The following is a 13727-nucleotide window of genomic DNA, read 5'->3' as shown; positions in this document are numbered from 1 at the left end:
ATAAGGTTTGATTCGATAAAGCTGAGTTTTTTATTAAGGAAGGCAAGTAAGAGTACTGTTCTGTTTAGTGTAATGTATAGGATTAGAATTTACATATAAATGTTTTTGGAGCTTCTATTTTTATTACTTTTTATACAGAGTTTTTTTAAATTTGCTCAACATGTAATAGTTTTTGGGTGAGCAGTCACAAAAGATTCATTGTATTTGTTGCCTGTGCCAAAAAAAATCTAGAATTTCCGTAACGTTAAAGTAAGAAGAGTGTTTCATTGCATATCTCAACGTGGCGGAATTTGTTTTTTTCCTCAAGCTTTCAAACTTTTTTCAGGGCCAGCTTCCACCAATTAGAAGCGTATTAGTGTGGTCCCTATTTAGGACCAACTTAGTCTCCGGGCCATTTTATTATTCAAATTATTTATCAGGGAATTCATTCATGCGATCGAAGAACGTACAGAAAAAACGAGGTTTTACGCTAATCGAATTACTGGTGGTGATAGCGATCATTGCGATTCTGATTGCACTTTTATTGCCAGCAGTACAACAAGCACGCGAGGCAGCGCGTCGCAGTACCTGTAAAAATAGCTTGAAGCAAATTGGAGTTGCATTGCATAATTATCATGATACACACCGCACATTTCCTCCCGGTGCAGTGTGGTATGGAGTCGGTTCTGCACCTGCAAACGGCCGTGATGCTAACTGGGGCACCACGTGGGTCGTTCAAATTCTGCCGTTTATTGATCAAGCTCCTTTGTACAACAATTACAACATGTCGTTACCAGCCCGCAGTGCGAATGCAAATACGACTGATAGTGTTTTACAAGCCCAAATTTCTGTATTACGATGCCCCTCTCATCCAGGCATTGATCGTTTCTTACTCACACAAGACTTCAACGGCTTTTCAAAAATCACCTATGCAGGATCTGTTGGTTCCGGATCGACTTTAGACATCGCTGACTATAACAATGACAATGAGCGAGGGGTCTTTAGTGCCATCGGGCAGTATGGAGCGAAAATCCGAGACATTTCCGATGGGACTACCAATGTGATTATGCTGGGTGAAGTTGTTACTGGTACGAGTACTGGTGATGACAAAGGTGCCTGGGGCTGGTGCACGGGAGCACTATTCGCGGGTACGAATGAGAATGGTGTTTTGACTCCCAATACCAGTCTGGTTACTGATCGAACTCCATATGCTTCTAACAACACGAGTGATAATAACTTTAATAAACGAAACAATCCTGATGATACAGATGATAATTCAGGTCAAGCGGCCCGTAGTTTCCATGTCGGTGGCGTACATGTCGGGCTTGGCGATGGTTCGGTGCGTTTCATCTCTGAGAACATCGATCAAACGACCTACCTGAATCTATTGTCGATTGCAGATGGAAATGTGATTGGTGAATTCTAATCGTTAGATGGATTCTCTCTCTTCAAAAAGTTGGCAGCTCCAATCGTTTCTGTTGGGGCTGTTTTTTACTCAAAGCTACAAAGGCACATAGAAATGAAAAGTAGAATTGCGATTGGTGAGCAACTGATAAGTTGTTTGGTGTTGCTCTTATTGACGGTTGTTTTTACTGGTTGTGGTGGTCCTTCAGCTCCACCGCCATCGGAGACACAGAAAAGCGAGATCGCGCAGAAATCGGTTGAAGCGTTTATCGCATCTGCTAAGAAAAAACCGAAGAGCGCAGCCCAGGAGCTGTCTGTGCTGATGGAATCTTTAGATGCCTACGCCAGCGAATATGAGGGGCCTTACATTGAATTGCGAGATTCAGCCAAAGAACTTTTGTCGCTTTATCAGGGTTCAGCACCAAAGGACAAAATTCAGGCACAACTGGATGTGCTCAAGCAAAAGGCGGACGAACTTACTTCATAAGTCAGAATATACTTTGTCGTTTCTCTGTTTATATTTAACGGTTATTGCATCACTTTTTCTGTCATGCGATAACCGTTTAGGATTCAATTCACAATGGTCAGTGATTTAATACTGCCATTCGTACGAAAATTCTTGCTGAATTCAAGTGTGGCTTTTACTTGAACATTTTCTTGTCCTGCGATCGTCACTTTAGGGGCTGTTGTGTAGCCGGAACCGGCATTCATAATACGAAGGCCAGTTACTTTACCATCTTTGATAATCGCTTTGGCAGTGGCAGGAGTGTGTTTCCAAAGGTCTCCCCTCTCTGGCTGGTAGCGATAATAATTTGATACAGCGTCGAGCCGACTATTAGTGACCCCGTATTTCCCCAGCACATCCATCAGTACCTTTTTGTTAGCGCGAGCACGTGCGGGGGTTGGATCTCCTCCGCGAGCCGGGTTGACTTTGCTGAAAGCCTGACGAAAGACATCGGGTTTGACGCCGAGTGCGGACGCAATGAGGGTGACTGGCCGACCATGATCACGAGGATCGGTTTGATGGCCATTTGTGAAAATAACGCTGCCAGCGGGGGCATTTTTTGACACAGGTCTTTGTTGGTCACGATTGTTCCCTGGATTTTTCCTGGGGCGCTCTTCTCCCGGGCGAGGGGGACGAGGGAGTTCTTCTCGCGTCAGAATTCCATCTTGATTGCGATCCAGCTTTTTTAAGATTTCCGTCGCCTGTTTCATTTCCTGTATCGAAATTTCTTCGTCTCGGTTTGTATCAAATAACATCAGGAGCGGATCAGGCGGAGGTCCTTCTGGTCGGTGATGTTCGCGTTCACCTCCTGGTGGCTGAGAGGAGACGCTGGTGGTAATTAACCCGGCAATAGCTGCGATAGCAAGGAATGCAATAATTTTTTTCATTTGATGGACTCTCCCGTTGATGGTACATAAGCGCTCATCACTCATTTTCCATGAAAATTCTGCTAATTTTTCATCGGAAAACGACTCGTCAGCAGGCATAACGCATCTACTGAGGAATCACCACGGGATTTATTTGAAATTTCGCAGAGAATCTGCAGATTAATTGTTCTTGGTGTTCCTACAACGTTTCATTTGAAGCAAATGGAAGGTGGGGCGTTTTTCAATCACTGCCTTCCAGTGCAAACCAGGCTTGCATCTGGTAAGAGCAGTTACATTGCGACGAACCATCGGGAACGAGGACCAGTCCGCCGGCAGGGATCGCATTGATGTAGCATCCCAGGCGGATGCCCCCAAAGTTTTCAACGCCTGCTTTACGGGTTAAGTCGACATAGCCGAGTGTGGCCGAGCGAAAGACCATGAGGTGTTTGCTGGCGGAAATCTGTCCGCAGCCATAGGAGCGGTCAAATTTGAAGTCGATGTTTTTACCTGTTTTCAAATCCCAGGCACCTCCTTGTGCATAGATTTTATCACCGTTGATGACTGGGTGCGATTGATACTTGGCTTTGATATCCCAGATACGTTTTCCTGTTTTGGTATCGATGGCGGCAATTCGACCGCCGACTTCAGAGGGGAGTTTGAAAAAGCTATGTCGAATTCCCTGATAGAACATCAACAGGATCTGGTTTTCTTCTGAAACAGCAAGCTGTGTTCCAAAGATGTCCTGGTCGGCTTGCCAGAGGTCCTTACCCTCTTTGGCATGAAAGGCTTTCAATTTTCCTTTGCGTTTTTCATCTTCAGCTGAGGCTGGATTGGGTTTACCATTTCGGCGAGATTCTTTGATGTGGTCGGCTTTGGCAATCTCACGATCGATGAGATACACACTATTATTTCCGATGGTAATCGCATTATTACGAATGGAATATTCAGGTTGATAGGTCCAGAGAATGTTACCGGTTCTAGCATCGATGGCAAAAAACAGGACCGATTCGTTACGGAGTTTCAGGTTTTTATATCGGGGGCTTGTGTAGTGTGTGTCATTACTGACAGTGCCATATACGACGCCATCATGGTAGCTGATATAGCCCCAGTTCTGGTTGGGATCATCTTGACTAACGGGTGTGGAAATTTTTCGAATTAGCTTTCCGGTTTTTAAATCGATCTGATGACAGAACGTGTCTTGTTTGACGAAGACATAGTCGCCTCCCAGGCAGAAATTACTACCTACTTCCGCGGTTCCCACATCATGATGAATGCCATTCATCTCCGTGAGATTATTTTTGAGTTGATATTGCCAAATCGTATGGCCGTTATAGGCATCCAGTCCACACAGACCATGCAAACCGCCGACGACCATCACTCCCCGATTCACCAGTGGCGCGGGACCTTGCCCATGGCGATTGGGAATCTGAAAATCCATGTCACGATACCAGTACATTTTGAGGGGACCTTTGACGATTTCATCATCGGAATTGACTGTGTTCGTGGCATTAGAATACTGGTGTGTCCAACTGCCGGCGCCTTTTAATTCCGACTTGGTTTCAACCTGGATCTTTCCCAAAGGTCCCCGACAAAATTGACCGCCATAAGGACGTTGGATGCGATGTGCTTCTTGTAGTAGCTTGGAGCCTATTTCTTTATCAAGAGAAGACGAACAAATTACCAGATTCGCAAAGTGCTTAGAGTAGGGAGTACGTTCCGGATCAGCCACATGCACGGCAACGTGTGAACCGTAAACGCCGGCGTCAGAGAGCAGCCTGCGGGCTTGGGCCGCTTGTTTTGCATCTTGCATGACGACGTAAATTTGGAAGTTTGACAGCCGGGCAAGTTCCAGGGCGAGTTGGGCATTCTCAGCACCCAGGTCGACGCAGATTCCTGTCTTCCGGTTTGTTTTGTTGATAATTTCTTTAGCGGCTGCCTGATAGTCCTTGGGGGATGTGACAGGTTTTGGAGTGGGAGAAGGGGAATTGTGGTCTGTCTCTTTTGTTCCACCATTTCCAAAACAGCAAATCACTCCCTGGTCTGTGCTCGCTACAAGGCATTCATTAGAGGCAGCCAGGCCGCGGACGGTGCCTTCAATTTCATGGGACCACCAGGTGTTGGCTTGCCTACTGAAATCGACGGCGGTGACTTTGTTATGAGATCCGCAGTAAGCGTCGACTCCAGCAATAATGACATCGGTAATCGTGTAGTCCAAAGGGATGACTCGTTTCTCTTGTAACTGTTTGACGGTGATCGGCTTCCCTTTACGGTCGCGGGTTTGTGTGTCTGTCCATGCGCTGTAAAGCAGTGATTGACCACTGCCTCGCAGAATTCCACCATCGGTTGCCGCCATCGGTCCGGTGCCCGTTTGTTGTGTCAGTTGACCCGTCGACTGATCGAACAGACAACCTGCGTTACAGAAAAAGCGATCTGCCAGGATGACCTCGGAACCACCCCGTTGCTGGTTTTTCTGCATATGAAAATATTGAAATTTTCCATCCGCACGTTTGAAAGCGGCAGGCACGGCGCGTCCGGTAGGCATAAAAATCTGATCCTGGCTGGCCGCCAGATACCCTTGTGAAGAGACACCACTTTTCGCTCTCGCGCCGCCATGCGGTTGGTCCATCACCAGCTGACCTGAATCGCGATTGCTCCAGATCACCTCTCCTGTTTCTACATTGAGTGCATAAAGATAAACGCCATCGGAGGGCCAGACTCCCGCAGCAAAATAGACCTGATCTCCCACGACCGCTGGGCCACCTCTGGCAGGCCAGTGCGAGATGAGTCGATCATTGCCCATGATATACTTTTTCTTGGGGCCACCTTGTCTTTTCCAGAGGAGAGAGCCATCTTTGATGGCCAACGCGTAGAGGTTGCCATCATCACTGGTGACAAAGATGCGGTCTTTCCAGGCAGCCGGTGCAAAACGAATGGGACCTTCTGTAAAGAATTTCCACTTGAGCTTTCCCGTTTCTAAATCGAGTGCATAAAGTTGATCATCGGTGGAACTGCCAAACAGAACGGTCTGCTGTACGATGATGGGTTGAAAAACCTCATCAAATTTAATGCGTGTATGTGTCGGCCAGGCAGGAGTAGGAGCATGTTGGACACGAAACGTCCATTTCAACTCCAGGCGGTTTGGCAGTGGTTCACGGGTATATCCAGTGCGGGCTGCGTTTCCTCGAAATTGGGGCCAGTCGGCAACCGTGGTTTCAGAACTGAATCCCAGTGCGAACAGAAATGCAAAAACCGTCAGGAATCTCATGGAAGGCCTCTATTTGATTTGGTGATCTCTGTCTGGTGGTGATCTGACAGAACAAGGAGTGCAGCGATTAGGATATTAATTTATGGTAATCGCTGAACGAGGGCTTGTCACCGAAAAGAGGGGGTTAATTCCATGATTTCAAAGAACCGTTTGCCTCTGGAATCAGAGCGGGTTCTTACTGTTTCTTCTTTAATAGTTGGGCTAGGGGAATGCTCTGATAACGCAGGCCACCCGGTCCATAATAGACCAGGTGTAGTACATTCATTCGAAATGCTGCTGCAGCGTAACAGTATGAACCCTTAGCGCTTTCTTCAATATTGGTCAGATTTTCCCATGTTTTTCCATCGTCATAAGAAAGACCCAATGTGAAAGGCGTACGTGGCCCCTGGTGATCGGCACCGGGAACGACGGCGTTGTTCCAGATCAAAATGAGAGGTGCGTCTTTGCCAGGTGCGCGTTCCAGGAGCATTGGTGCTTCGGGATGAACGATTTCAGTTTTCTCAGCAGGACTCCAGGTTTTGCCTCCATCACTACTATAGGAACGGTACATTCTGGTGGTCTGTGTGCGAATCAACATCAAGATCCGTCCATCGCTCAGTTGTTCGATTTCCGGCTCCATCGCGCCTCGCAAAGGGCAATCGACATCATTCTCTGAACGATGCCAGGTGACTCCTTCGTCATCAGTGTAATAGCTGAAAGCGCGAAAGTGTTCGTCTTTCTGCCAGGCGCTGGGAGAACCATAGGCGGCCAATAAGATACGTCCTGATTTCAAACGAATGGCGGCTGCGTTGACGGTGAAAATCAGACCTTTTTTACCATGCGAAAGCTGTTTGGGCTCGCTCCAGGTTTTTCCTTCGTCAGTCGACTCTTTGAACCACAAATTCGCGAAGCGGTTACTGTCGATCCGGATGTAAGTCAGCAAGATCTTCCCGCTGGTCGTCTTGACCAGACTGGCTGACATGACGTTCATCTTGCCAATATTTTCCTGGATCGTTTTCGGTTCTGACCAGGTTTTGCCACCATCGTCCGAATGGATCTCCACCAGTCGCGCTGGATCATGATCGTTACCTTTGGCGCCATACCATTGAGTATATACGAGAAGTAACCGCCCGTTATCGAGTGTCAGCAGGGCACCTTCCCCATGTCGCGGCAGATCTTTCGTGGATTTAATTAAGAGACGTGATTCTGCATCACTATGGTCAGGGAATAAGTTCATCGCAGCGATGAATGCAGTCAACGCCAGACAAAGGGTTCTTAATTTTATGTGCTTTCTATTCCGGATCATGGAAGTTTCTCTCTACTTGAGGTCAAAGTCTTTTTTGATTTCGTTACTATTAGGTTTGACAGTGAATGCTTCGATGGTCGTTTTTTTGTTAAATTGTTCCGGGAGGAACTGTTCCCGTTCTGTTGAGTTTTCGGTTTTGTCTCCCGGCAGACTGGCACCCCCTCGATAAGCGTCAATTTCGACCTGATACGTACCGGGTTTTACTGCAGACCGTTCCGCGAACTGATAAAGTCCTTTTTTGATTTGTGTAGTTCTTGCCGGCGCCTGATTGCCCTTGATGGGAATCAGGCGTATCACGCCATCGTGTATGATCTCCCCCTGATAAGTCACTTTTCCACCGACCGGTGTTAATGAGAGTTGATCAGAATTTTGGCCACATCCAGCCAGAAGTATTACAAACAGACTAATACAGAGAGAGAACTTGCTTTTCATTTACTTATACCAGAGGGAAAGAATCAATGTCTGTTGAAAACGAAATTGCATTGCGTGTTTCACAAAAGTAGATGCCGTAATAAATGGTTGGATTTTAGAACTCACCAACCACTTCGCCACCAGCGCGTGTGGTAAGGTCCTGCAGTGTACCCAGGTCAATATTTTCAGAAATAAAACGGACGGCACCATCGGCCATGAGGAAATGACAACCTCCCGTGTGATAGCTGGCAGGTCCGGTAAAATCATCGCCGTTCCAGCTCCAGCCAGATAGTGAAGGAAAGTTGGTATTGATTCCACTTCTGACTCCAATCCCACCACCTCCAAAGGCTCCCCAGGTAAATAATTGATGAGAGCCTAATTTGTTGCCAACAGTTTCAGCGAATGCCAGTGTATTGCTGGAACCATCGGTAATGTCTCGGAATCTGATTTTTGAGTTTCTAAAAAACATGCCATCTTTATTAAAACCAACAGCATCCTGCCCATCCCGCGCCGGGTTTCCATCGCGTCCACTGTGGGCAACGGGGTGATAATGGCTGCCCCACGAATCATTGGGGCCACCGGCACCAGTCCAATTTTGTCCTTCGTCCTGCGGGTTACTGGGACAGATAAAAACGACGATTTTTTGTTGAGTTAAGGCAGAGTTGGGTGCCTGATAGAAGGCCAACTGAAAATTGAATTGATTATAAAGTGGTGCTTGATCCAGGAAGGGAAGTAACATCGTGGAACACATCTGAGAGCCGTAAAGTTGTGGCGCTGAAAAAGAACTATCGGTATAACTTCTTCCGGCTGGAAAGATGCTGTGCGAATCATGGTAGTTGTGTAGCGCCAGGCCAATTTGCTTCAGATTGTTTTTGCAGGTACTCCGGCGCGCTGATTCTCGTGCCTGCTGAACGGCGGGTAAGAGCAGGGCAATCAAAATGGCGATAATGGCGATCACGACTAATAGCTCGATTAATGTGAAACCTTTACGAGTGGCGTCTGATAAAGAATTACGTCGTAACATTGTTTAGGGCCTCCCACAACGCGAAAAGAAAATCGGAATGAAATCAGTTGAACGCCTCATATTTATGACACTAAAGTAAATTAGATATATCATGATATATCATGATTGTGCTTTGCTATATTGTCAATACAAAAATGAAGAAAGGGAGTGCTTTTGAAGAATTAGCGTTTTGTACGATTCGCTTAAAGAATTTACGAAGAAATCATTTGCGACTTAATGCAACTGAAAGGACGCCGGTTTTTCAGGTGCTCTTGAAAAGTTCTCTCTGGTTACATCAGACACTGAATTTGCAAGAGAAACTCTATTCAACACGGAACCGAAACCAGCGAATGACACTCACGCACTGCTCGTAACACCAGAAAGTCACAAATAGATCGCCATCAGGCAGACGAGTAATATGGGGGGCACCAAATTTGAGAACCGCAAAGTTCTCCGACATATTTTCACCGGTCGCTGTTTTTCCTTCCTGAGAATTATTTCCCCAGAGTGGTTGTTGATCGAGATTCTCCCATCGTCCCTCTTTAAATCGTGACATGCAAGCCCAGAGCCCGGGTTGATCAAGCCGACGATAAATGTTCAGAATTTTTCCGTTATCTAACAAATAGGGAGTTAATGTCTGTCCGCAGATTTCCGTTGACATAGGTGTCGACCATGTGGTGCCACCATCGTCACTGAAGGAATACTGATTGGGAAGATTGCTTTTTGATGCTTCATCATAGCACCAGGCAATGGCCAGCAAACGGCCATCGGGAAATTCTACAATTTTAGATTCCCAAAACGTTTGATGATTCCTCTCATGATGCATCACATCAAAATAGTGTTGCCAACTGACGCCGCGATCTTGGGAAACGAGTGCTACCATGCGGTTGCCGTGAGGTAAGTTTCCCTCCCAGTCACGCCACAGCGATGTGGGCCAGACCCAGCGACCATCTTTTAAAAATGTGATCGGGCTACACATTTCAAATTCCGAATTAGCCAAAGGCGGCTTGACTTTTTCCGGCCCCTCCCAAGTCTCTCCAGAGTTACTGGACCGCATCAAAAGCAAATCGGCGGGGACCATTCCCAGAGTTTCAGGATTTGAGAGTCCCTGATCTGGGTAATCGGTTCGGTCAAAGCGAATCAAATTTGCAATTAATTCGCCGTCATCCGTGATTGCCACACGTCCGAACATGGATGTGATTCGGTCTGTTGTATCAGGACAGAGGCGGCCCTGATACTTCCATGTCCGGCCCTGATCATAGGAACGTGATAGATGAACCTGCGCGTTAGTTGCTTCAAAGGCTTCACCCAGCATGTACATTCCGAGCAGTGCGCCATCGGGTAATACGACTACAGAAGGGAAATAAGCGTGGATACTCTTGACGTGCGGTTTGTCATTTTTGAAGAGGATCCCTGTTTCCAGGTTGTTAAGACGCATTTCTCTCTCTTTCCTGTTTTCGCATAAAAGCAAGTACATCACGGCGGCCCGCCTGGATTTGCTCACTCATGATTTTGCGAGAGAGTTCAGCGTCTCGTTTTGTCAGTGCTGCTAATAACTGCTCTTTGCCTGCACAGGTTTCTTCCGCGCTTTCCGGTGTGATGATTTTGTGTTTCAACTGTCGCAGGGCATAGAACACAGCCGTGATGGCCCGATTTTCCTGGATGACTTTTTTCAGTAGACGATTACGCGAAGCATCCACCAAGATCTCATGAAATTCTGTTTCACAGTCGACCCAGCGATTGAACTGCGCCGGAGTCGTGTGTTTTGCGTTACGTTCTACCATTGTGGCTGTGATTTCACGGTGTTCATCAATGATAAACTGTAGATCTTCTAACTGCTGGCGTGAAATATATAAAGCGGCTTCGCTTGCAGCAAAACTTTCCAGGAGGTCTCTTAGAACGTATAGTTCGTCTAAATCTTCCCGGCTGAGTTGCCTGACGAATGCCCCCGAGCCCTGAATGTGTTCGACAAAGCCTTCAGAGGCAAGACGACAGATGGCCTCACGTACGGGGATCGCACTGACTCCCAGTTCTGATGCCAGTTTCCTGTTAACCAACCGAGAACCAGGGGGCAGAACATTACGTTCCATTTGCTGTTTGATGTATTGATAGGAGTGCTCGGTCAGATTTTTGGGCGCTTCTTCCATAATGACTCAGTTATTCGGTTAAATCGTTTTATTGTAGATTTGCACCCTTTAATATATCGTGATATATCGTCTGGGTCAAGTTTCTAATATAGTTTAGGATGCTGATTCTCATCGAGGTGATTCCGATTTGCAATCGTGGATATTGAAGGTTGCGGATCAGGCAGTGAAATTTAGAAACGCCTTTGAGGGATTCTCCGTCAGTATCCCTGAGATTATTTCAAAATCCTTCCTGTGCAGGAGTGCTGGCACGATATGAAATTCTTGTGGCCACAAAAATAAACGACAATTGCAACACTGATGGCATATTTTCTAACCAATGATTTCAAGTATGCAGACTGGCATCGCCAAATTCCCGACTGGTAGTATCAAAATTCCTTGATGCAGAGTATGGTAATTAATTTGGCTACCTCCATCAGGACAGTCATATCTCAATTGAGGCAAAAGGAAATCTTTGGAAAGGTCCCTTTCATTTACCCCGCATACAACTTGTTTGCTGGAAGTTGTTGGAAGAACAGAGGTGTTAATCAGCAGCAGTTGAATGAGAGAGACACCCGGTACATTATTCGTCTGGATGTTTCAACTTCCATTCTTTCAATGGAATCATGGGTTTTCCGGGACCAGAGGAGATGAATTCAGAGTTCGTTGCCCGGTCATAGATCACCATTCCGGGGGTGATTTCAATTTTAAAATCACTGTCTTTTAGCTTAGGGTTAAAGACGCGACGTTTGACACACATTGTTTTAGTGATTGGTATTTTCGGTTTGCTATAGTATGTTTCCGTCCATCTTGCAGGCAACCAACCCTGTTTAGTCAATTCATGTTCGATTTCGATATCTGAATAGAGTTGGTCTCGATAGAAGGATGACCACTTTACTATGGCGCTTTCGTGCGCAGGGTCAACAATTATGTTATAGTAGCCTTTTCCTCTTAATTTGGATGGCATTGTTTGGAGGAGGATGCATTGTCGACCTTTATATTTGACTAGCTCTTGCTTAAAGAAATGTGATGTTACCGAAGTTCTTAGTAACTTTTGAGGAGTTACCGGTGAGTTGTGAGTATAAATGCTACCGTGCCCAGTGAGTAATAGGATGTCAATATAGTGTGAAAAGAACATTCCATATGGTCTCGAACCGGTTAGATGAAGCTCTGACTGGTATTTACCTGGTTTCCAGCTGTCACTCGTATTCTTGTCAATCGGTTGATAATTGAAATATTGTGTTCCATCATATAAATCTACTTCGTAATAGGGGATAAAGGACCTTATAGGGGCACATAGGACTTCACTTTCCTCAGTTCTACGAACACGATTGTTCTGGAAATCAAGGAGTAGCTCGGTAGAGACATTATATTCTGAATCGTGAATGGGAGTGACCCCCTGATTCTCGTCTATTCTGAGATATGAATCACGAGGAACAATCACGTGTCCGCGGATCTCATACAACATGGAGTCCGCAATTTTCTGTCGGGCGTTCCAGTCACTGAGCATCTTTGTCATCAGGGTGTCTGTCTTTTCAGCACCATTGCTCAAATTGGTAAAGATTAATAGCCAGCAGCCGAACGACAACACGCAATTGCTTCGAATACAACACATTGTTGATGAAACCTCCAAGTGAATTTCATGTACCATCTGAATGGAATTCTTGCTCGGAATCGTACTCAGCGCGTGAAATCCCCACAAGATGAATTTGATATGAGGGATCTCACCGCTTATACCGGTTGCTGTCCTATCATTTCATGGTCAGTCTGAAGAGCGGATTATTTTTTTTTCAGCTTGAGGTCCGCCAGGTAGATTGCCGTGATGGGCTTTCCATTCTCGTCTTTTTCGTGACTGGAGTAGTAGGAGATCAGCGCATGATCGGGTTCCAGAATGAGGATTCCAGGGTATGAATTATCACCACCGCTCGGAAGAGTTGCGAATTCGTGCAGTTGATCGTTTTGGAACCAGTACAGCGACGTCACCGGTTTTCTGTTTTTTAGCTGACGCCCTCCTACCAGATAATGTTTCCCCCACTTTGCTAGTAAAGGGCCACCGATGTAGCGATCCAATTGTTTACGATCCCAGGTTTCAAAGGGAGGCCGCGAACGCATGACCCAGGCCGGCTTGGATCCGCTACGACCGATGGCCAAGAGATCGCCGTTCTTCTCAAATAGGAACGCCGTTTCGTCTCCCTGTTTTTCATTGAATAGGCTCGCGGTTTTCCATACTAAACCGTCATCGCTTTCGAGTATCGCGGTTTCGATGAGTTCGCGATCTTTATCCCCTTCTGTGAAATGTTTGATGCGTCGACCACAGAGGTACGCTTTGCCGTCATAGGAGGCGGCCCGCCAGATATAATGACCGTAGGTGCCTTCCAGCATGATCGGTTTGGACCACTTTGTACCATCGGCGGTCCAGACCGCATATCCCAGATGTTGATTGAGGGTTCTGGTTTTTGGGGGAGCATCGCCGCAGTACCAGGTTCCCGTATACACAAACAGTTTGTCTTTGAAGATCAAAAAATGAGGGTCGCGTACATCGCGTTTGGGAACGGAGAATTCTTCGACCTGCTTCCAGGTTATGGTATCATCGCTCTGCATCACCAGAATGCGTGAGCTGGGAAACAACATGTGGCCACCCGGACATGTGCGAAAGGTGAGATAGTATTTTCCTTTGAACTCAATCATATCGGTAAACGCATTGTGTTCTCCATTATGAAAGACACGCCGCACGTTGGTGACTTCCACTTCGGGGAGTGTGGAGTTCTCTCCCGCGAGCAAAGCAGGTAGATTTATCAGGCAGCCAGAGAACAGGGCCAATAAGGGAATCAGAGAGGGGATCTGTTTTTTCATTGTAATGGACCTCAAAGAATGTTGGTATTCAAT

The 13727-nt window shown here is 46.4% G+C and carries 11 protein-coding genes; 2 read left to right on the top strand and 9 right to left on the bottom strand.

Going from position 1 to position 13727, the window contains the following annotated elements; genetic code table 11:
* Positions 1–430 precede the first annotated feature (430 nt).
* Together V202x_RS16145 and V202x_RS16140 are read left to right on the top strand one after the other, a co-directional pair.
* The gene (locus V202x_RS16145) at positions 431–1405 is read left to right on the top strand and encodes a DUF1559 domain-containing protein (protein ID WP_145177041.1); all 975 of its coding nucleotides are present in this window, start codon (positions 431–433) and stop codon (positions 1403–1405) included.
* 93 nt (positions 1406–1498) lie between these two features.
* Positions 1499–1870: a hypothetical protein gene (locus V202x_RS16140; RefSeq protein WP_145177038.1), complete on the top strand. Its 372-nt coding sequence runs from the start codon at positions 1499–1501 to the stop codon at positions 1868–1870.
* An 83-nt stretch (positions 1871–1953) separates the two neighbouring features.
* On the opposite strand, the gene V202x_RS16135 is transcribed toward V202x_RS16140, so the two are convergent.
* From V202x_RS16135 to V202x_RS16095, 9 genes are all read right to left on the bottom strand, one after another.
* Entirely contained in the window at positions 1954–2775 is an 822-nt protein-coding gene (locus tag V202x_RS16135) for a hypothetical protein (RefSeq protein ID WP_197992923.1), read from the bottom strand.
* Positions 2776–2995: 220 nt separating this feature from the next.
* Positions 2996–6019, bottom strand: coding sequence for a PQQ-binding-like beta-propeller repeat protein (locus tag V202x_RS16130; RefSeq protein WP_145177033.1), 3024 nt, complete (start codon positions 6017–6019; stop codon positions 2996–2998).
* Positions 6020–6194: 175 nt separating this feature from the next.
* Positions 6195–7304, bottom strand: coding sequence for a sialidase family protein (locus V202x_RS16125; protein ID WP_145177030.1), 1110 nt, complete (start codon positions 7302–7304; stop codon positions 6195–6197).
* A 12-nt stretch (positions 7305–7316) separates the two neighbouring features.
* Positions 7317–7736 carry a hypothetical protein gene (locus tag V202x_RS16120; RefSeq protein ID WP_145177027.1) on the bottom strand — a complete coding sequence of 140 codons (420 nt, stop codon included), beginning with the start codon at positions 7734–7736 and terminating at the stop codon, positions 7317–7319.
* A gap of 94 nt (positions 7737–7830) precedes the next feature.
* A complete protein-coding gene (locus V202x_RS16115) occupies positions 7831–8739 on the bottom strand; it encodes a DUF1559 domain-containing protein (RefSeq protein ID WP_145177024.1) in 909 nt (302 codons plus the stop codon).
* A 301-nt stretch (positions 8740–9040) separates the two neighbouring features.
* Positions 9041–10156 carry a sialidase family protein gene (locus V202x_RS16110; RefSeq protein ID WP_145177021.1) on the bottom strand — a complete coding sequence of 372 codons (1116 nt, stop codon included), beginning with the start codon at positions 10154–10156 and terminating at the stop codon, positions 9041–9043.
* Positions 10146–10865: a GntR family transcriptional regulator gene (locus V202x_RS16105; protein WP_145177018.1), complete on the bottom strand. Its 720-nt coding sequence runs from the start codon at positions 10863–10865 to the stop codon at positions 10146–10148. Before V202x_RS16105 ends, V202x_RS16110 begins: the two co-directional genes overlap by 11 nt.
* 559 nt (positions 10866–11424) lie before the next feature.
* Entirely contained in the window at positions 11425–12360 is a 936-nt protein-coding gene (locus tag V202x_RS16100) for a hypothetical protein (protein ID WP_145177015.1), read from the bottom strand.
* A 260-nt stretch (positions 12361–12620) separates the two neighbouring features.
* Positions 12621–13694 (bottom strand): hypothetical protein, encoded by a 1074-nt coding sequence (locus V202x_RS16095; RefSeq protein ID WP_145177012.1) that lies wholly within the window; start codon positions 13692–13694, stop codon positions 12621–12623.
* Positions 13695–13727: the final 33 nt, after the last annotated feature.

Origin of the sequence: Gimesia aquarii, from assembly GCF_007748175.1 — a bacterium.
Classification (GTDB): domain Bacteria; phylum Planctomycetota; class Planctomycetia; order Planctomycetales; family Planctomycetaceae; genus Gimesia; species Gimesia aquarii_A.
The sequence above is the reverse complement of the archived record's forward strand: the minus strand, read 5'-3'. Positions and strand labels throughout refer to the sequence as shown.